The 17,917-nt window shown below is 65.8% G+C and carries 21 protein-coding genes; 5 read left to right on the plus strand and 16 right to left on the minus strand.

The genetic code is table 11. The annotated features are described in order from the left end of the window. Positions 1 to 7 precede the first annotated feature (7 nt). The 3 genes from ACFK0J_RS36165 to ACFK0J_RS36175 all read right to left on the minus strand — a co-directional run bounded on the left by ACFK0J_RS36165 (position 8) and on the right by ACFK0J_RS36175 (position 2,899). Positions 8 to 745 carry a DNA alkylation repair protein gene (locus ACFK0J_RS36165; RefSeq protein ID WP_378734195.1) on the minus strand — a complete coding sequence of 246 codons (738 nt, stop codon included), beginning with the start codon at positions 743 to 745 and terminating at the stop codon, positions 8 to 10. Positions 746 to 773: 28 nt separating this feature from the next. After that, entirely contained in the window at positions 774 to 1,535 is a 762-nt protein-coding gene (locus ACFK0J_RS36170) for a glutamate racemase (RefSeq protein ID WP_378734196.1), read from the minus strand. 152 nt (positions 1,536 to 1,687) lie between these two features. After that, positions 1,688 to 2,899 carry an NAD(P)/FAD-dependent oxidoreductase gene (locus ACFK0J_RS36175; RefSeq protein WP_378734197.1) on the minus strand — a complete coding sequence of 404 codons (1,212 nt, stop codon included), beginning with the start codon at positions 2,897 to 2,899 and terminating at the stop codon, positions 1,688 to 1,690. 150 nt (positions 2,900 to 3,049) lie between these two features. On the opposite strand from ACFK0J_RS36175, the gene ACFK0J_RS36180 reads away from it, so the two are divergent. The 3 genes from ACFK0J_RS36180 (at position 3,050) to ACFK0J_RS36190 (ending at position 5,116) form a co-directional block, all read left to right on the plus strand. Then, positions 3,050 to 3,409, plus strand: coding sequence for an SPW repeat protein (locus ACFK0J_RS36180; protein WP_378734198.1), 360 nt, complete (start codon positions 3,050 to 3,052; stop codon positions 3,407 to 3,409). 5 nt (positions 3,410 to 3,414) lie between these two features. Beyond that, on the plus strand, positions 3,415 to 4,074 hold the full coding sequence (locus ACFK0J_RS36185) for a TetR/AcrR family transcriptional regulator (RefSeq protein ID WP_378734199.1): 660 nt from the start codon (positions 3,415 to 3,417) through the stop codon (positions 4,072 to 4,074). Positions 4,075 to 4,162: 88 nt separating this feature from the next. Further along, positions 4,163 to 5,116, plus strand: a complete 954-nt coding sequence (locus ACFK0J_RS36190; RefSeq protein ID WP_378734200.1) for a hypothetical protein — start codon at positions 4,163 to 4,165, stop codon at positions 5,114 to 5,116. Between the two features lie 11 nt (positions 5,117 to 5,127). On the opposite strand, the gene ACFK0J_RS36195 is transcribed toward ACFK0J_RS36190, so the two are convergent. After that, the gene (locus ACFK0J_RS36195) at positions 5,128 to 5,961 is read right to left on the minus strand and encodes an alpha/beta fold hydrolase (protein ID WP_378734201.1); all 834 of its coding nucleotides are present in this window, start codon (positions 5,959 to 5,961) and stop codon (positions 5,128 to 5,130) included. A 147-nt stretch (positions 5,962 to 6,108) separates the two neighbouring features. Here ACFK0J_RS36195 and ACFK0J_RS36200 point away from each other — a divergent pair, with 147 nt between their 5' ends. Beyond that, positions 6,109 to 6,777, plus strand: coding sequence for a hypothetical protein (locus ACFK0J_RS36200; RefSeq protein WP_378734202.1), 669 nt, complete (start codon positions 6,109 to 6,111; stop codon positions 6,775 to 6,777). Between the two features lie 34 nt (positions 6,778 to 6,811). Here the strand turns inward: ACFK0J_RS36200 and ACFK0J_RS36205 are convergent, their stop codons facing one another. The 11 genes from ACFK0J_RS36205 to hppD all read right to left on the minus strand — a co-directional run bounded on the left by ACFK0J_RS36205 (position 6,812) and on the right by hppD (position 16,050). Beyond that, positions 6,812 to 7,693 (minus strand): DUF4365 domain-containing protein, encoded by an 882-nt coding sequence (locus ACFK0J_RS36205; RefSeq protein ID WP_378734203.1) that lies wholly within the window; start codon positions 7,691 to 7,693, stop codon positions 6,812 to 6,814. Between the two features lie 29 nt (positions 7,694 to 7,722). Beyond that, entirely contained in the window at positions 7,723 to 8,076 is a 354-nt protein-coding gene (locus ACFK0J_RS36210; RefSeq protein WP_378734204.1) for a hypothetical protein, read from the minus strand. Then, the gene (locus ACFK0J_RS36215; protein WP_378734205.1) at positions 8,073 to 8,609 is read right to left on the minus strand and encodes a hypothetical protein; all 537 of its coding nucleotides are present in this window, start codon (positions 8,607 to 8,609) and stop codon (positions 8,073 to 8,075) included. Before ACFK0J_RS36215 ends, ACFK0J_RS36210 begins: the two co-directional genes overlap by 4 nt. 64 nt (positions 8,610 to 8,673) lie before the next feature. Then, on the minus strand, positions 8,674 to 9,864 hold the full coding sequence (gene tuf, locus ACFK0J_RS36220; RefSeq protein ID WP_218471834.1) for an elongation factor Tu: 1,191 nt from the start codon (positions 9,862 to 9,864) through the stop codon (positions 8,674 to 8,676). Positions 9,865 to 9,977: 113 nt separating this feature from the next. Continuing rightward, on the minus strand, positions 9,978 to 12,080 hold the full coding sequence (gene fusA, locus ACFK0J_RS36225) for an elongation factor G (protein ID WP_218471835.1): 2,103 nt from the start codon (positions 12,078 to 12,080) through the stop codon (positions 9,978 to 9,980). 138 nt (positions 12,081 to 12,218) lie between these two features. Further along, on the minus strand, positions 12,219 to 12,689 hold the full coding sequence (rpsG, locus tag ACFK0J_RS36230) for a 30S ribosomal protein S7 (RefSeq protein ID WP_040739280.1): 471 nt from the start codon (positions 12,687 to 12,689) through the stop codon (positions 12,219 to 12,221). A 1-nt stretch (position 12,690) separates the two neighbouring features. Next, the gene (gene rpsL / locus ACFK0J_RS36235; protein ID WP_067527016.1) at positions 12,691 to 13,065 is read right to left on the minus strand and encodes a 30S ribosomal protein S12; all 375 of its coding nucleotides are present in this window, start codon (positions 13,063 to 13,065) and stop codon (positions 12,691 to 12,693) included. 344 nt (positions 13,066 to 13,409) lie between these two features. Next, positions 13,410 to 13,973: a DUF3558 domain-containing protein gene (locus tag ACFK0J_RS36240; protein ID WP_378734206.1), complete on the minus strand. Its 564-nt coding sequence runs from the start codon at positions 13,971 to 13,973 to the stop codon at positions 13,410 to 13,412. A 13-nt stretch (positions 13,974 to 13,986) separates the two neighbouring features. Next, positions 13,987 to 14,514 carry a DUF3558 domain-containing protein gene (locus ACFK0J_RS36245; RefSeq protein ID WP_378734207.1) on the minus strand — a complete coding sequence of 176 codons (528 nt, stop codon included), beginning with the start codon at positions 14,512 to 14,514 and terminating at the stop codon, positions 13,987 to 13,989. Positions 14,515 to 14,573: 59 nt separating this feature from the next. Further along, positions 14,574 to 14,780: a hypothetical protein gene (locus ACFK0J_RS36250; protein WP_378734208.1), complete on the minus strand. Its 207-nt coding sequence runs from the start codon at positions 14,778 to 14,780 to the stop codon at positions 14,574 to 14,576. 67 nt (positions 14,781 to 14,847) lie between these two features. After that, the gene (gene hppD / locus ACFK0J_RS36255) at positions 14,848 to 16,050 is read right to left on the minus strand and encodes a 4-hydroxyphenylpyruvate dioxygenase (RefSeq protein ID WP_378734209.1); all 1,203 of its coding nucleotides are present in this window, start codon (positions 16,048 to 16,050) and stop codon (positions 14,848 to 14,850) included. A 171-nt stretch (positions 16,051 to 16,221) separates the two neighbouring features. Here hppD and ACFK0J_RS36260 point away from each other — a divergent pair, with 171 nt between their 5' ends. Continuing rightward, complete coding sequence (locus ACFK0J_RS36260; protein ID WP_218471840.1) at positions 16,222 to 16,746, plus strand: Lrp/AsnC family transcriptional regulator; 525 nt, start codon at positions 16,222 to 16,224, stop codon at positions 16,744 to 16,746. A gap of 4 nt (positions 16,747 to 16,750) precedes the next feature. On the opposite strand, the gene ACFK0J_RS36265 is transcribed toward ACFK0J_RS36260, so the two are convergent. Beyond that, entirely contained in the window at positions 16,751 to 17,860 is a 1,110-nt protein-coding gene (locus ACFK0J_RS36265; protein WP_378734210.1) for a winged helix DNA-binding domain-containing protein, read from the minus strand. Between the last annotated feature and the right edge of the window lie 57 nt (positions 17,861 to 17,917).

Raw genomic sequence — 17,917 nt, forward strand, 5'->3', positions numbered from 1 at the left:
TCGCGGACTACTGCGCGCGATAGTGGGCGCGGACCGCGGGTTCCAGGTGTTCGGTGGCGTAGCTGAGGGCCGTTCGCCCCAGCTCGGCCGCGTGCTTGTCCAGAAAGCCGGTCAGTAACCGCTGATCGATGCGTTTGCCGACCTCGCGCAGCATCCAGCCGAGTGCCTTCTGGATGAGGTCGCGGCGATCGTCGAGCAGGCGCTCGGACAGTTCGAAAGTGGTTGTGGCGTCGCCGGTTTTGATGAACGCGAAGGTGGACAGCAGCGCGACCCGCCGCTCCCACAGCGAATCCGCGCGAGCCAGCTCGAAGAGCAGGTCCCGTGGTTTGTCCAATAGCCATGGGCCGATGATGTTTTCGGCGGACGCGTCGACCAGGTCCCAGTTGTTCACTCGGCCGCGGCGCACGGCGGCCAGGTACAGATCCACCATTGCCGCGCGCGCCTCGTCATCGAAGGTGCTCGGCTTGGACGCCTTGGCGAATTCGGCGTTGAGAATGACCAGTCCGGCCAGCCGGTCCTCGTGCACGGCGCTGTCCAGCAGTGCGTCGATCTCGTCGAGGGGCAGTGCCGCAAAACGTTTCGCGATGGCGCGGGTCATCGGTACCCGCACGCCGATGAAGACGTCACCCTCGCCGTACTCGCCCGGTCCGGTCTTGAAGAACCGCTGGAGATGGATCGCGTCGGCAGGGTTCGCGACTGCCACCAGGGCCGCTTGCACGTCCGCGGCGGTCGAGAACTCGGTCATCGAACGAACCTCCTTCGGCCGCGGCGAGTCAGTCCTGGGCGCCGAGGATCCGGCCGGATTCGAAGCTGGCGGCGCTGGCGGGCAGCGTGCCGGGCCGTCCGCTGTTCCGCACGATCACCGAACCATTGCCCGGCGTGGGGCGGCCGAGCGCATCCATCCGCCGAATCGTTTGTGCGGCAACGGCTTGCGCGCTGTCGAAGAGGCGGACACCATCGGGCAAGGCGGCGACTATCGAGTCGATCACCAGCGGGTAATGGGTGCAGCCGAGGACTACGCCTTCGACGTCGTCGGGGGTCTGCTCGACGGCGCGGGCGATGGATTCGCGGGCCGCGACCAGGTCGCCTCGATCGATCGAGTCCGCGAGACCGTGACAGGCCACCCCCACCACATCGGCGTCGCCGCCGAATTTGGCGATCAGATCCGCCTGGTACCTGCTCGCGGTGGTCGCCGCGGTCGCCCACACCGCCACCGAGCGGCAGACGGCCGCCGCCGGTTTGATCGCGGGCACGGTACCGATGACCGGCACATCCGGCCCGACCTCCGCGCGTACGTGCTCCAAGGCGGTGACGCTGGCGGTGTTGCACGGAATCACGATCACCTCGGCACCCAAGCCGACCGAGGTGCGTGCGGTCTCGACCACCCGGTCGATCGTCCATTGCTCCGGCTTCGGTCCCCATGGCGCGCCGTCGGGGTCCAATTGCAGCAGCAGATCCACGTCCGGCCGCAGCTTGCGCAGCCAAGCGGATGTGGGCAGCAGCCCGAGACCCGAATCGATGAGCGCGACGATCACAGAGACAACCGTATTACAGTGCCCGATCGCGACATGCGCGGTAGCGGCTCGACCCGCCACCGGCCGACCGGGCCGGGCCGGTTGCGTGCGGCGGTTCCAGGCGCGATCCGGTCCCCGGCGCGGGTCGTCAGCGGTCGGCCGGGCGGCCGAACTCAGCTGGGGGCGAGCAGTTCCGACACCGGAGCGGCCGCGGCGATCTTGGCCCTGGCTTTCATCACCTGAGCCGTCATACCCGCGCCGACGACACCGGTGAGCTTCCCGTCCTGCGCGTAGAACGCGAGGAATTTGCGGCCGTCATCGACAACGAGGTGTACGTCGTCGGCGGCGGCGGGGGTGCCGAGGGCCTGGATCTTCACGTCGTACTGGTCACTCCAGAAGTACGGGACGCGGGCCGCGGTCGGCGCAGCGGCGCCGAGCATGGCACAGGCCACCAGGCGAGCCTGTTCGCCCGCGTTGGTCCAGTGTTCGATCCGCTTACGCTGACCGGCCCGGTGCAGCCAAGCCGCGACGTCACCGACCGCCCAGACGCCTTCGGCCGAGGTCCGGCCCACCTCGTCGGCCAGCACGCCGCCGCCCGCCGCGGCGTCGGCCAGGGCGATGCCGGACCCGGTGAGCCATTCGGTCACCGGGCGCGACCCGACACCGATCACCACCAGGTCGGCGGCCACCTCGGAGCCGTCGGAGAGTACGGCGCCGCGCACCCGGCCGTTGTCGGCCAGCAGCGTGCCGAGGCCGGTGCCGCAGCGTAGATCGACGCCTTCGGCGCTGTGCATCCTGGCCACCAACGCACCGACTTGCGCACCGAGTACCGAGGCGAGCGGGGTCGGCTGGGGTTCGACCAGCACCACCGGCAGGCCGCGGGCGCGGAAGCTGGCCGCGAGTTCGCACCCGATGAATCCGGCACCGACCACGAGCGCCGTTGTCGCCTCGGCCAATTCGGTGCGCAGCGCGGCGGCGTCGGCGTGGCCGCGCAGCACGTGCACGCCCCGCAGATCGGGCAGGCCGGGCAGGCGGCGGGGGCGCAGGCCGGTCGCGATGATCAGTTGGTCGTAGTCGAGGGTGGCGCCGTCGGCCAGGCGCAGTTGCCGCGCCTCGGTGTCCACACCGACCGCTTCGGTGTCGAGGCGCAAGTCGATCTGCTTGTCGGTGAAGAACTCGGCGGGGCGCAGCGTGGTGTCGTCGGTCTCGCCGCGGACGAACTGTTTGGACAGCGGCGGTCGGTCGTACGGCAACCGGGGCTCGTCGCCGAGCAGGATCAGCGCGCCCTCGTATCCGGCGCGGCGCAGTTCCTCGGCGGTGCGCAGGCCCGCGAGCCCGGCGCCGACGATCACGATCGGCGCGGGGTCAGTTGCTGAAGGTGACACGCAGCTCACCCTAACGTCTGCTTGGTAGGGCGCCGGAGTGAACCCGATCACTCGGGCGCTATGCAATCGTAGCCATTTCGCTATTGATCGGGCGGTCAATCAGGGCTATACCGAAGAAAGGAAACATTCCTGAGCCCTAGGAGGCACACCATGTTCACCGAAAGCCGCGCACAGCACTTTCTCGCCGTAGTGCTTGGCGTATTCGCTGCGCTGTCGCCCTTGTGGCTGGTGACCACCGACAAGGCGATGTGGTCGTTGATCGTGCTCGGCGCGCTCATCGCCCTCACCGGCCTCGCGCAGATGTATCGGCCCGCCCTGGGCGCGAACGGCGACTACGCGATGATCCTTTTCGGCGTGTTGCTGTTCATTTCCCCGTGGGTCATGGACTTCACCGATTACCGCGGCGCATCCTGGACCGCATGGGTAGTCGGGGTAGTGACGGCGGTGGTCGCGGTAGCGGCGCTGCCGATGGTGACCGGACGTCTGCACAGCGCGGCGCCGCACCACTGATGCAGATGCCGAAGGCCGGTCGCCGGGCGAACGACCGGCGACCGGCGAAGGAATCGAGGGCCGGGCGGCGCCGTAGCGCGAAAGTGGACGGCGACGCCCGGCAACTCATTCTGGATGCCGCTGAAAAGCTCTTCGCGGCACAGGGTTTCGACGCCACCGCGACGGCCGCCATCGCGGGCGCCGCCCAAGTGCCGAAAGGCCTTGTTTTCTATTACTTTCCGACCAAGGATTCGATCCTGTCGGCGTTGATGGACGAACGGGTGCCCGCGCATCCGATCGATGACATCGATACCGTGGTCGCTCCCGGTGATCCGGCAGCCAGCCTGGTCGCGCTCGATGCCGCGCTCAATCTGCGCGACCATCATTCCTCGGTGCTGCGGGTGATCATGTGGCGCGAGGCCGACACCCATCCCGATGTGCGCCGCCAATTGCGCCAGCTGCGTGATCAATTGCTGGATGTGACCGCGCGCGTATTGCAGGCGAGCGCGCCCGCGCCGGTGCGGCCGGGCACGCTGCGCGCCTGTGCCGCCGCCTGGGTTTCCGCCATGTTCGCCATCGCGAGCACCGATCGGCTGCATGCGCTGGACGGGGTGGCCATACCCTCTGCCGAAGACATCCTCAATGTCGCCCAAGTGATCGCCGCGGGGATGACCCAGCTCGGCTGAGCGCCGGAGTTCATCCACAGGGTGCGTGTTGTCCACAATCGGGCACCGGCGGGTGTTTTCGGGTGGGTGCTTCGGTCAGGATCGCGGTATGGATACACCGCAACTGATCTCGCGTCGACAGGCGCTGGCCTCGGGGATGTCCGACAGCGAATTGCGACGGCTTTGTTTGTCCGGAAAATGGCGGCGGGTGCGGGCCGGACATTATCTGAATGCCGCGCAGCCGGAACTCACCGCAGCGGGCCGACATCTGGTACTCGCCCTCGCGACCTGCGAAGCCGCGTCCGATGCCGCGGTGGCGAGCCATTGCTCCGCGCTGGTGCTGCACGGGGTACCCACCTGGTCGATCTCGCTGCAACGGGTGCACCTGACCCGCAACAGAGTTCATGGCGGGCGCATCGGCAAACAGCTCGTCGTGCATTCGGCGCAATTGGAGCCGGACGAGATCACGCTCGTCAACGGTCTTCAGGTCACCACACCACCGAGAACCGTCATCGATATCGCACGGTCACAGGAATTCGAGCAGGCCGTCGTCATCGGCGACAGCGCATTGCGTCAGGGACTCACTACCGCCGACGAGCTGCGCGACCACCTGCACCGGGCGCGGCACCGGCGGGGGTCCCGGATGGCCGCGCAGGTCGTTGCGTTCCTGGACGGTCGTAGCGAGAACATCGGGGAGTCCCGTAGCCGGGTGGCTATTCATCGGAGTGGGTTGCCCGCGCCCGAATTGCAAGCTCGCGTCTTCACCGATGATGAAGTGTGTGTTGGGCGGGTCGATTTCTTGTTCGCGGGGTTGGGCGTGATCGGCGAATTCGACGGGAAGGACAGCTGCCAGAGTGAATCACGAGGTGCGCGGATGCCCGAGCAAGTCTTGGCGGAGAAGAACCGCGACAACCGGTTGCGCGCCCTCGGCTGGATGGTGGTCCGCTGGAGCTGGGACGACCTGGACGATCCCGCCCGGCTGGCCGGGCGCATTCGCTCGGCCGCCGACGTCGCGGCACGTGTCCGCCGCACCGGGCACTGGAGTCCGACCCCGAAGATCTGACCTGCACCGGGTCAGCGGGTGGGAGGGTTTTCAGCGGTGAGGAATTCGGTGACGTCGCGGGCGAACGCGGGGTGCTTCACGACGCCCATATGGCTGGTTCCGGGATAGACGACCAAGCGTGAGTCGGGGATGCCGTCGGCGGTGTAGCGGAAGTTGTCGACGCTGTAGCCCGCGTCGCGTTCGCCGCCGAGCACCAGGGTCGGCGCGACAATGTCGCCGAGTCGGCCGGTGAGGTCGAAGCCGTCTTCGGCGCGGATGAAGGCGTAGGTATCGGCCGGGTTCTTCGGGCGGGCCAGCGGGTCGAACAGCCACATGGCGGCACCGGCCAGGCTCGCCAGGATCGGCGAGGAGACAACGGTGTGCGCCATGTGATGCATGGCGCGGCGACCGGCGAGCGCCGCTTCGCCGTAGCGGAGTTGGCTCTCCTTGGCGAGGGGATCCAGCCGATAGCCCGACGAGGCGATGATCAAGCGGCGCACCACGTTCGGGTGATCCGCCGCGAGTTGCAGGGCGACCGATCCGCCGGACGACACACCCAGCACATCGACCGGCCCGCCGAACTCGGCCCGCAAGTCATCCGCGTGTTCGGTGGCGATATCGGCCATCGTGGTGCCCTCGCGCATGCCCGGCGCCCGGTTGACCGCGTAGACGCGGAAGTTCCGCGCCAGTGGCATGAGCATCTTGATTTCGGAGTCCCGCATCCAGCCCCGCGGGTTCGCGTGGTCCGGGGTGAACCACCGCAGGAACACCAGCGGCCGCCCGGCACCCATCGCCAGGTAGGGCATACCGTGCCGCAGCTCACCTTCGGTGATGTCGAGTTCGGTGGCGAGGGTCGACTTGCTCATGGTTTCTCCGAATCGTCCGGTCCTGGTCTCGTTTCCCGACGCTAACGGAAGGTGGCGACCCGCCGCGATAACCTCGGAGGTCATGGAATCGCCTCGCGGCCGACCACCACCGGAATACATTGCGGCACAACGACTAGTGTGGCGAGCATGCGAATCGCGGCCCTCGCTGCCCTGATCCTGGCGCTGAGCGCCTGCTCCCAATCCACCTCCGGACGGCCCCAGCCGTCCCCGGACCAACCCGCGGTGACATCGCCCCAGGCCGCACCCTCCTCGGCACCGCCCACCCGGGAGAGCAAGCTGAAAGAGCGGATCGCCTGGGTCCAGGCGGGCACTCCGGTCGACGCGAGCCGCTACCACTCCGCGAGCACCGGCAGCGGACCCGCCACCGACCTGAAGGGCGATATCGCGTTCGTCAGCCCCTCCGGAAAGATCAGCTGCATCACCGGAACCGAATACCAGATCGACGGCTTCAACTGCGTCGTCAAACTGAAGAACCCGATCCCGAAGCCGAGCGAGGGTTACGGAAACTGGGACGGCGGCTACGTCCACTACTCCGCGTCGACCCTGACCGTAGGCCAATTCCGCGGCGACCCCGGCCTTTTCATCCACGGCGAAGGCCAAACCCTCCCCTACGACAGCAAACTGACCTTCGCCGACTACACCTGCCGCATCGCCCCCACCGGCCTAACCTGCATCAATCCCACCGCCACCAGCGCCGTCCACCTGAACGACGACGGCATCACCCCCTACGGCTGCCTCCAAAAAGCCCCCCACCCCCAACCCGCCCCGTCAGTAGGCCAAACCTTCACCTGCTGAACCGGTGCCGCCGGGTGAGCGACCCCGGCCGGAGTCACGTGCCTGTCGGCGCAAGCCGCCACCACTCGCTGTTCTCAGCACATACCTGGATCCATCGAAGTTCTCGGCGGGACACAATCAGCCTGCCACCCAGAACTGGCATTTGATCCAATATGGTGGCCAGCTTCGTGTCGCCGTTCTGTTCGACGTACTCCATCATCTCGGCATCTCCGATCGACGCTGCGAGATCGCGGACCGTGTCGATGCCCAAACGAGCAGCTCGCTGTTCACCGGTCAACACGTCAGGGTCGAAAACAATTGGCTCCCAGTCGTAATCACTGTGGAGCAGCGAAGCTTCGGGCTTGCCACGGCGCTGGCGGAACACCAACTCCTCGCCATGTTCGTTCATGAAATAAGCGAGGTAATCAGTGGTGTCCAATCGATGACCGGTCAGGGCACTGAGAGCATTCCTGACCTGACTGCGCGCGGCAATGGACATCCGCAACTGCTCGATGAACTGAGCCACTGTGTGATCGTCCAGCACCGATCGCACGGATATCGATACCGACCGGATCGATCTTCCGCCGATTTTCGCTGCTCGCAATTGCTCTGACGCATTGACCCAGTACAGCTTGTCTGTGTCGGGGTCGTATACGACGCAAACAACGGGGACGTTCGTCTGTGACCAAGACCGGTCATGCGCGCCGACGGGTACCCGGTATCCCCGCGCCGACCGGTACGACCGCCCACCTTTTACTTGCACGGCTATTGTCTCGCCGGTGAACTGGCCATCCGCGACGAAACTGATGTAGAGATCTTCGCCGAAGTCGTTTCGGCCGTCGATCTTGTGAACTATGTGCCGGGCTTCTTGGAAGAGCGAAGTCACCCGATTCAATGCCCGGTCCTCGATAACTCTGTTCGGGTGTACACGCGTCACGGCGCCCCCTGCGTCTATCTGTACCCTGGTCAGTCGGTGGATTTGGGGTGTCCGGTGCCCGCATAGACGATCCAGGCTGTGCGTTGATCGTCGTCTATGAGGTACCAGATCCGGCCGCTGCCGGTTACCTCGTATTGCCAGCGCTCCAGGACGACGCCCTTCCAGGTAGCGGAGCCGAGGGAACCTTTGAGCCGATGTTGCCGATCTGGATTCGTCTTCGCTCTCGGGTCGGTTCTGATGGCCTCAAATGCCCGGCGCAAATTTGTCGGGGCCTGGGTGGCCAATTGTTCCCACCCGGTACAGGATTCGCTTGTGGCCAAGCGGATCTCGAACTCGCCGCCCACTGCGGGCGGCGCGGCACGGTCGCCGCGCTTGGGGCTCACCGGTCAGGCTCGGCGGAGTCGGGCATCGGGGCAGGCCCGAAGTCGCCTTCCGGTTCATGCGTGACCAGCTCCAGCAAGACAGGATCGGCATATATCTCTGCGGTATGCCGCCATTGCGTGAGCAAGCTGGCCAATGGGGCCAGATTTTCCAATGCGGCTGCCCCTTGCGCCACCGCGATGAGCTCGGTGAGGAACTGATCGACATCCGCGTCAGGGAGGAACGTCACCCAGGGGACAGCATCTGGCAGCACGTCCCGCACTGCTTCCGCGCCGACACGACGGACCAGTCCGGCAAGAAGCCGCGCGGTGAAGTCGACTACCGCGCCTTCCGCATCCAATTGCTCCACTCGCATCAACGCCAGATCGCCCGCGTCTCGGCGGCGCAGGCGCACGGCACGCACCTGATCGAGGAGCCCCGCGGTGACGGCAGGTTTGTGTAGCAGTTCGCTGAAGGGAACTACATCGTATGCGGCGCTCATGACATCCACACTACCTCGGATGTTGCCGCAGGCCTCGGGGAAGTTCATTTCCATCCCGCAATGACAAACGGCGCCGCCCCTTTCGGGGCGACGCCGTTTGGGTCAGCGATTCAGGGAATCACTTGATGATCTTCGTGACGCGACCGGCGCCGACGGTGCGGCCACCTTCACGGATCGCGAAGCGCAGGCCCTCTTCCATGGCGATCGGCTGGATCAGCACGACCGACATTTCGGTGTTGTCGCCCGGCATGACCATCTCGGTGCCCTCGGGGAGGGTCACAACGCCCGTCACGTCAGTCGTACGGAAGTAGAACTGGGGACGGTAGTTGTTGAAGAACGGCGTGTGCCGGCCGCCCTCGTCCTTGGACAGGATGTAGGCCTGGCCCTCGAACTCGGTGTGCGGGGTGGTGGTGCCCGGCTTCACGATGACCTGGCCGCGCTCGACATCTTCGCGCTTGATGCCACGAACCAGCAGACCGACGTTGTCGCCGGCCTGACCCTGGTCGAGCAGCTTGCGGAACATCTCGATACCGGTGACCGTGGTCTTGGTCGAGGTCGGCTTGATGCCGACGATCTCGACTTCCTCGTTCACGTTGACCACGCCACGCTCGACGCGACCGGTGACGACGGTGCCACGACCGGTGATCGTGAACACGTCCTCGACCGGCATCAGGAACGGCTTCTCGGTGTCGCGGACCGGGTCCGGGATCGACTCGTCGACGGCGTTCATCAGCTCGACGATGGACTCGGTCCACTTCGGGTCGCCCTCGAGCGCCTTCAGACCGGAGACGCGCACGACCGGCGCTTCCTCGTCGAACTCCTGGGCCGCGAGGAGCTCACGGACCTCCATCTCGACGAGCTCGAGGATTTCCTCGTCGTCGACCATGTCCGACTTGTTCAGCGCGACCAGGATGTAGGGCACGCCGACCTGACGGGCGAGCAGCACGTGCTCGCGGGTCTGCGGCATCGGGCCGTCGGTCGCGGCGACCACCAGGATGGCACCGTCCATCTGCGCCGCACCGGTGATCATGTTCTTGATGTAGTCAGCGTGACCCGGGGCGTCGACGTGCGCGTAGTGGCGCTTCTCCGTCTGGTATTCGACGTGGGAGATGTTGATCGTGATACCACGAGCCTTCTCCTCCGGCGCCTTGTCGATCTGATCGAACGCGAACGCGGCGTTCAGATCCGGGTACTTGTCAGCCAGCACCTTGGTGATCGCTGCGGTCAGCGTGGTCTTGCCGTGGTCGACGTGACCGATGGTGCCGATGTTGACGTGCGGCTTCGTCCGCTCGAACTTCGCCTTCGCCACTGTGGTGTCCTCCTGGACTTGTTGGTGCGTGCAGTTGCAGCAGTGCGGTTATTACTGGGGTCGTGCTGACTCCCGGCTGATGGAGCCAAGTGTTGCACTTGGCTCCACCGGTACTACTCGCCGGTCGCCTTGGCGATGATCTCCTTCGACACGTTGGCCGGAACCTCCGCGTACGAGTTGAACACCATGGAGTAGTTCGCTCGGCCCTGGGTCTTCGACCGCAGGTCACCGATGTAACCGAACATCTCCGAGAGCGGAACCAGCGCCTTGACGACACGGGCACCACTGCGTTCCTCCATGGCCTGAATCTGGCCACGGCGGGAGTTCAGGTCGCCGATCACTTCGCCCATGTAGTCCTCGGGCGTGATGACCTCGACCGCCATCAGCGGTTCGAGGATCACCGGACCGGCCTTACGGGCCGCTTCCTTGAGGGCCTGCGAGCCGGCGATCTTGAAGGCCATTTCCGACGAGTCGACGTCGTGGTAGGCGCCGTCGAGCAGGGTGACCTTCAGGTTCACCAGCGGGTAGCCCGCGAGCACACCGTACTGCATGGCATCCTGCGCACCGGCGTCCACCGAAGGGATGTACTCGCGCGGAACGCGACCACCGGAGACCTTGTTCTCGAACTCGTAGGTCGCGCCGTCCTCGCCGACGAACGGCTCGAGGGCGATGATGACCTTCGCGAACTGGCCGGAGCCACCCGTCTGCTTCTTGTGGGTGAACTCGAGCTTCTCGACCTTCTTGGTGATGGTCTCGCGGTAGGCCACCTGCGGCTTGCCGACGTTCGCCTCGACCTTGAACTCGCGACGCATGCGGTCGACGAGGATGTCGAGGTGGAGCTCGCCCATGCCGCCGATGACGGTCTGGCCGGTCTCCTGGTCGAGCTTGACCGAGAAGGTCGGGTCCTCTTCCGAGAGACGCTGGATCGCGGTGCCCAGCTTCTCCTGGTCGGACTTGGTCTTCGGCTCGATGGAGACCTCGATGACCGGGTCCGGGAAGGTCATGGACTCGAGCACGATCTGGTTCTGCGGATCGCACAGGGTGTCACCGGTGGTGGTGTCCTTCAGGCCGATGACCGCGTAGATGTGGCCGGCCATGGCCTCGCCGACCGGGTTCTCCTTGTTGGAGTGCATCTGGAAGAGCTTGCCCAGACGCTCCTTCTTGCCCTTGGTCGAGTTGATGACCTGGGCGCCGGAGTCGACCTTGCCCGAGTACACGCGCACGTAGGTCAGCTTGCCGAAGAAGGGATGCACGGCGATCTTGAACGCCAGCGCCGCGAACGGCTCGCTGGTGTTCGCGTCGCGGTGGATGATCTCGTCTTCCTTGTTCGGCACGTGACCGTCGGTGCCGCCGTCGTCGAGCGGCGTCGGCAGGTAGTCGATCACCGCGTCGAGCATGGGCTGAACGCCCTTGTTCTTGAACGCGGAGCCACACAGGATCGGGTACAGCTCGGAGTTGACCGTCATCTTGCGGATGGCGCCCTTGATCTCATCGATCGTGAGCTCCTCGCCGCCGAAGAACTTCTCCAGCAGCGCCTCATCGGACTCGGCGACGGTCTCCAGCAGTTCCTGGCGGTACTGCTCGGCCTTCTCCTTGAGATCGGCCGGGATCTCCTCGACCTCGTACTTCTCGCCGAGCTTGGTCTCGCCCTTCCAGACCTTGGCGTTCATCTCGACCAGGTCGACGATGCCCTCGAAGGTGTCCTCGGCGCCGATCGGCAGCTGGATGACCAGCGGCTTGGCCCCGAGGCGGTCCTTGATGGTCTGCACGGTGAAGTAGAAATCGGCGCCGAGCTTGTCCATCTTGTTGACGAAGCAGATTCGCGGCACGTCGTACTTGTCGGCCTGACGCCACACCTGCTCGGACTGCGGCTCGACACCTTCCTTGCCGTCGAACACCGCGACGGCGCCGTCGAGCACGCGCAGCGACCGCTCCACCTCGACGGTGAAGTCGACGTGCCCGGGGGTGTCGATGATGTTGATCTGGTTGTCGTTCCAGAAACACGTGGTAGCCGCGGAGGTGATGGTGATGCCACGCTCCTGCTCCTGCTCCATCCAGTCCATGGTGGCGGCGCCATCGTGGACTTCACCGATCTTGTAGGTGATGCCGGTGTAGAAGAGGATGCGTTCAGTTGTGGTCGTCTTGCCCGCATCAATGTGGGCCATGATGCCGATGTTGCGGACCTTGTTCAGGTCGGTGAGCACGTCCTGTGCCACGGAAATCTTCCCCGCTCGTAGCTAGATGGGATTTTCGGGGACGACCCTGTGGTCGCCTCTATGTCAACGCCGGAAGCGGCAGGTTGGTGCCGCGCCGACAGTGTGCCTCCCGACCCCAGACGCTGGGCCGGGCAGACGTCACCAGCGGTAGTGCGCGAAGGCCCGGTTCGACTCGGCCATCTTGTGGGTGTCCTCACGACGCTTCACCGAAGCACCGAGACCGTTGCTGGCATCGAGGAGCTCATTGGCCAGACGCTCGACCATGGTCTTCTCGCGGCGAGCGCGGGAGTAGTTGACCAGCCAGCGCAGGGCCAGCGTGTTGGAACGGCCGGGGCGAACCTCGACGGGCACCTGGTAGGTGGCGCCACCGACGCGGCGGGGCTTCACCTCCAAGGCGGGCTTGACGTTGTCCAGCGCCCGCTTGAGGGTGACGACCGGGTCGGTGCCGGTCTTCTCGCGAGCCTGCTCCAGCGCGCCGTAGACGATGCGCTCTGCCGTGGACTTCTTGCCGTCCAGCAGGATCTTGTTGACCAGCTGAGTGACCAGCGGGGACCCGTAGACCGGGTCGTTGATCAGCGGACGCTTGGGTGCGGGGCCCTTGCGTGGCATATCAGCTCTTCTCCTTCTTGGCGCCGTAACGGCTGCGGGCCTGCTTGCGGTTCTTCACACCCTGGGTGTCGAGCGAGCCACGAATGATCTTGTAGCGGACACCGGGAAGGTCCTTCACACGACCGCCACGAACGAGCACCATCGAGTGCTCCTGCAGGTTGTGGCCTTCGCCCGGGATGTAGGCCGTGACCTCGACCGCGCTGGTCAGGCGAACGCGCGCGACCTTACGCAGCGCGGAGTTCGGCTTCTTCGGGGTCGTGGTGTACACGCGAGTGCACACGCCACGACGCTGCGGGCTGCCCTTGAGCGCCGCGGTCTTCGTCTTCGTGACCTTGTCGCGGCGACCCTTGCGGACCAGCTGGTTGATGGTTGGCATAGACCGGCTTTCCTTATTAGTTACGCGGTGTCTGAAACTTCATGTCTGTGTTCAATTAGCAGCGTTCACGGGACCCTTCGTGGTCACGCGAGCTACCGCCTCCGGGTCCGTCGTTCACGCTGCGGTCATCGAGCTTTTACTCGCACGTCCGGCCACGTTTTACGCGTCCCGAGGTCGGGCGTGTCGCGCGCGGCGTAGGGCCCGAAATGCGGGCACGCTGGAGGTGTCAGCCGCTTTCGCTGGCCTACGGTCACGCACGAACTTGCCCGCATGCTTCCGGGCACAGCGATCCACGATACCCGTGGACACGACACAGGGTCAAAGCGGGGTGACTGGAGACCCCGCTACCTGGCCAAGTTCAATGTCAACTCTACGAGTTGTTTCGCCGCCGCGCACGGATCCGCGTGCGCCGAGCCGGGACGATAGTTGACCCAGAATCCGATGACGCCCTGGTCGGCCGCGCCCGCACTGACACCGCAGGAGTCCGGATCGTTCGGCCGTCGAGTCTCCAACGCGCGCCGTCCCTGCACGGTGATGTTGTTGGTGAGATACCCGAGCTTATCGTTGGTGGTCTTCTCGTTGTTCAGCGCGCCGGTCTCGTACCAGTTCAGCGTCACCATGGCGTTGCCGCCGGGCGCTCCCTGCAGGTCCCACATGCAGACCGCGCCGTAGAACGACTGCTGCGGATAGGAGCCCTTGGCCACTGCCTCCGCGACCTGATCCAGCGTGACTATTTCGCATTCGCGCAGCAGTTTGTCGAATTTGGTATTGACGTTGTCCCCGTTTCCCGCGCCCGCGGGAAACGCCGAACCACTGATCGTCTGGCCGCAGCCGGACGCGGTGGCCGCGATGGTCAACAGGGCGGCCGCGGTGAGTATGCCGCGGACCGAGCCGCGCCGACGATTCATTGCCGTCCTCCCCTCACTTCAGCCGCTGCACAGTCAACTCGGCGAGCTTGCGCATCCGGTCGCACGGATTGCCGTCACCGCCGAAGATGCCGAAGGACATGGACCATTCGAAGAAGTCGTCATCGAGTTGCACCGCCAGATCGCAAACCTGGCCGTTCGGCTCCAGTGCCTGCCAGCCGGTCCGCCCGCCGACGTTTATCGGCTGCGGGCTGCGCCCCTGGGTGGACACCCAGGCCTTCTCACGATCGATCGGGCTGCCACGGTAGGAGGCGAAAGTGACGCTGGGCGAACCGAGTCCCGCCGACTGCCAATTGCAGCCCACCGAATTCTTCAGCGCCTGGGAGATCTGACCGAGGCCGGCGATGTCGCGCACCTCGTCGTCGGTGACGTGTCCGCACTCGCCGACGAACGGGCCGAGGGTGGCGACCTTCGGTGGCGGACGCAGCGGGGTGCTCGTGTCATCGGAGCCGCCGCCCGAGCCGCATGCCGTCAGCATCAACGACAGCACTGCCGCGCAGCCGACCAACGCCCCTATCCGCATGCCTGCACTCTACCCACGGCGCGGCGGGCGAGCCGGGATCGCGGAGCCGCCGATCCCCACTACCCGCCGGGAACGCGCAACTCGTAGGCGCCGATCGAATCGATGTAGGTGCACTGGGCCGGGCCCGACTTGTACTTCGACATGGCGGCGAGGCAATCGTCGAGGGTGGGGTGGTAGGTCGGGGGTGGGTCCGCGCGCACCGTCGCGCAGGCCCCGAGGGCGAGCGCGACGGCGAGCGAGCAGGCCGCGGCAGTTCGTTCGAGCACTGCGGCCCTCTCCAAGCATCCGGCGAATCCACGGAGCGTACTGCCGGATACTCAGGGCCACAACCGATCACAGGTTGCCGCGGGCCTCCTGTTCGCGTTCGATCGCCTGGAAGAGCGCCTTGAAATTGCCCTTGCCGAAGCCGAGGGAGCCGTGGCGCTCGATCAGCTCGAAGAACACGGTGGGCCGGTCGGTGATCGGCTTGGTGAAGATCTGCAGCAGGTAGCCGTCTTCGTCCCGGTCGACCAGGATGCCGCGACGCTTGAGTTCTTCGACCGGGACGCGGACCCGGCCGATGCGGGCGCGCAGTTCCGGATCCTCGTAGTAGGTGTCGGGTGCTTCGAGGAATTCGACGCCCTCCCGGCGCAGCGCGTCGACACAGGCCAGGATGTCGCCGGTGGCGAGCGCGATGTGCTGGACGCCGGGACCCCGGTAGAACTCGAGATATTCGTCGATCTGGGAACGCTTCTTGCTGACGGCGGGCTCGTTGAGCGGGAACTTCACCCGGTGGTTGCCGTTGGCGACGACCTTGCTCATCAGCGCCGAATACTCGGTGGCGATGTCGTCCCCGACGAACTCGGCCATATTCGTGAAACCCATTACCCGGCGGTAGAACTCGACCCACTCGTCCATCTGGCCGAGCTCCACGTTGCCGACGACATGGTCGATCGCCTGGAACAGTCGATTCGGGGCGCCCGCCCGCGGCTGGTAATGCGAGCGGCGGGTGATGTAGCCGGGCAGGTAGGGGCCGTGATAGCCGGAACGGTCGACCAAGGTGTGCCTGGTTTCACCGTAGGTGGCGATGGCGGCGGACCGGACGGTGCCGAATTCGTCTGTGTCGTCATGTGGTTCGACGAGGACGGTGGCGCCGTGGGTACGCGCCCATTCGATGCAGCGGTCCACGTCCGGTACCTCGAGCGCGATGTCGACGACGCCGTCGCCGTGCCGGTCGTGATGGGCGACCAGTGGGCTTTCCGGGTCGACGGCGCCCTTGACCACGAAGCGGGCGCCGCCGCTGCGCAGTACGAACGCCTTGTGATCGCGATTGCCGGTCTCCGGACCGGAATAGGCCTCCAGTCGCATACCGAAGGCGGACTCCAGGAAATGTGCGGTCTGTGTCGCGTTGCCCACCACCCACACGAGGGCGTCCCAACCGATCACGGGGAAAGGGTCGGCGCTCTCGTCGTGATCGACGAGGCCGACGAGCTGGCGCAGCTCACCGTCGTCGGGGGTCGTGCTGGACCGGGCATTCGGCAGGTGCTCGATGGTCATGCACCAAGTAATCGTCAGGGTCGGCCGATAGGCAACAGCGGTGATTTTCGGTAGACACTGTGGCGAATTCGGCTAGGAAGTCCCCCGAGATGCTGGACAATTTGAATAGCATCAGCTGGCTGGTGCTATCCAGGGCTGGAAGCCCAGCCTGTGCTCGAAACGGAGGCCGTCATGTCACGAACGCCGGCGAAACTGGACGAACTCGATCTCGCGATACTGACCGCGATGCATGAATATCAGAAAGCGGGCATCCTCGAGCTGTCCCGCCGGACGCGGGTGGCCAGGGCAACGGTGCAGTCCCGGATCGGCCGCATGGAGGAATCCGGGGTCATCGCGTCCTACGACCCGCAGATCGACGTCACCGCAGCGGGTTTCGATGTGCAGGCGTTCGTCACGCTGGAGATCGCGCAGGGCAAGCTGGACTCGGTGGCGGCCGAACTCGAGGCGATACCAGGGGTTTTGGAGGCCTACGCGACCACCGGCTCCGGCGACGTGTGGTGCCGGATCGGCGCGGACTCGCACGCCGGGTTGCAGGCCGTGCTGCTGAGCATCGACCGGACCTCGTCGGTGGTGCGGTCGCACAGCGTCATCGTGTTGTCGACCGTGGTGCCGTTTCGCACGCTGCCCCTGCTGCGCACCCTCGACCCGGCGGGGACCACGAAGGCGCCTGCCTATCGCGGGACGCACGACAGGTAAGGGTTCATGGGCGCAGGTCGGCGTCCACCTCGAGGATTTCCACCCGCGGTTCCTTGTCGGCCTCCAGGAAGCCGAGCAGGGCGTGCGATTCGGCGTCCACGGCGGCCCGCTCGGCCTTCGTCCACTTCCGGGTCGGGCTGATCCGCAGCCGGGCTGTGCCCGCTTCCGGGAAGACCTTGTAGAGACCGGCGAGGTAGCCGTCGACCAGTACCGGGGCGACCGCGGCGGCGAACGCGCGCAGGTGTGGCGCCGTGCCCTCGGGCACGATCCTGGTCCGGTCCTGGTGCGAGAGAACGGCGTTGTCGTACCAGCCGAGCAGCCGCACCGGGGCGGGTAGATCCGGGTCGGCCAGCTCGCCGTCGGCGACGTCGTAGAGGGTGCGGCCGCGTTCGTCGGTGTAGGTGCGCACCCGGTCGCCGAGTTGTTCGACGGCCTTCTTCATGCCGAGCAGCTTCGACCAGGTCTGCATGTCCATGGTGGAGGCAGGACCGAAGGCGCACAGATAGCGAAAGAGCAACTCCGCCAACGGATAGGTCGGATCGAGCGGTGCGCCGAGCCATGGCTCGACCCGGGACCAGATCGGCCTGCTGCTGTCCTTCCACTTACCGCGCGGCGGGGTCTGCAGCACCGGCAGTTGGTATAGCCAGGTCTGCACGACCATGCTCGGGTTGCGGTCCGGGTAGAGCTCGGCCGCCCGCTGCCGGAGGTCGGCGGCCGACATCGGCTCGTCGCCGAGCACCTGCTCACCGTGCGCGCGGACCTCGTCGGGGTCGAGGCCGACCATCGCGCCGTAGTTGAAACCCTTTCGGAAGGGCACCTTTTCGAGTTCCGGCTGCACGTGCGGCGCGATCCGCAGCGCGTCCGGCGGGGTCACCATGTGAATGGTGCCGCGCATCAAGGTGATTCGCACCAGGGAGCGGTCGTCCAGCGCTTGCGACACCGTCGCCGGATCGAAATCCGCTATCCGACTCCATAATGCGACGAACGGCGGCGGCGAGTCCTGCGCTTGCAGGCCGATGAGGTGATCGCACATCTCGTGCACCGTCAGCTGTGAGCGCTCCAGCAAATGCTGGCGGGCGAGCAGCGTGCGGTTCAGTACCCGATTAGACAGCATGCGCACATTCCGTGATGGGGGTGGTGGTCGGGCGACGGGCGGGCAACTTCATGTTTC

Source organism: Nocardia brasiliensis (genome assembly GCF_042691675.1).
In the GTDB taxonomy this organism is placed as follows: Bacteria; Actinomycetota; Actinomycetes; order Mycobacteriales; family Mycobacteriaceae; genus Nocardia; species Nocardia brasiliensis_D.

Coding starts and splice junctions, on each gene's coding strand:
- ACFK0J_RS36165 (WP_378734195.1), bottom strand. CDS start 745: ATGACCGAGTTCTCGACCGCCGCGGACGTGCAAGCGGCCCTGGTGGCA.
- ACFK0J_RS36180 (WP_378734198.1), top strand. CDS start 3,050: ATGTTCACCGAAAGCCGCGCACAGCACTTTCTCGCCGTAGTGCTTGGC.
- ACFK0J_RS36185 (WP_378734199.1), top strand. CDS start 3,415: ATGCCGAAGGCCGGTCGCCGGGCGAACGACCGGCGACCGGCGAAGGAA.
- ACFK0J_RS36190 (WP_378734200.1), top strand. CDS start 4,163: ATGGATACACCGCAACTGATCTCGCGTCGACAGGCGCTGGCCTCGGGG.
- ACFK0J_RS36195 (WP_378734201.1), bottom strand. CDS start 5,961: ATGAGCAAGTCGACCCTCGCCACCGAACTCGACATCACCGAAGGTGAG.
- ACFK0J_RS36200 (WP_378734202.1), top strand. CDS start 6,109: ATGCGAATCGCGGCCCTCGCTGCCCTGATCCTGGCGCTGAGCGCCTGC.
- ACFK0J_RS36215 (WP_378734205.1), bottom strand. CDS start 8,609: ATGGAAATGAACTTCCCCGAGGCCTGCGGCAACATCCGAGGTAGTGTG.
- rpsG (WP_040739280.1), bottom strand. CDS start 12,689: ATGCCACGCAAGGGCCCCGCACCCAAGCGTCCGCTGATCAACGACCCG.
- rpsL (WP_067527016.1), bottom strand. CDS start 13,065: ATGCCAACCATCAACCAGCTGGTCCGCAAGGGTCGCCGCGACAAGGTC.
- ACFK0J_RS36240 (WP_378734206.1), bottom strand. CDS start 13,973: ATGAATCGTCGGCGCGGCTCGGTCCGCGGCATACTCACCGCGGCCGCC.
- ACFK0J_RS36245 (WP_378734207.1), bottom strand. CDS start 14,514: ATGCGGATAGGGGCGTTGGTCGGCTGCGCGGCAGTGCTGTCGTTGATG.
- hppD (WP_378734209.1), bottom strand. CDS start 16,050: ATGACCATCGAGCACCTGCCGAATGCCCGGTCCAGCACGACCCCCGAC.
- ACFK0J_RS36260 (WP_218471840.1), top strand. CDS start 16,222: ATGTCACGAACGCCGGCGAAACTGGACGAACTCGATCTCGCGATACTG.
- ACFK0J_RS36265 (WP_378734210.1), bottom strand. CDS start 17,860: ATGCTGTCTAATCGGGTACTGAACCGCACGCTGCTCGCCCGCCAGCAT.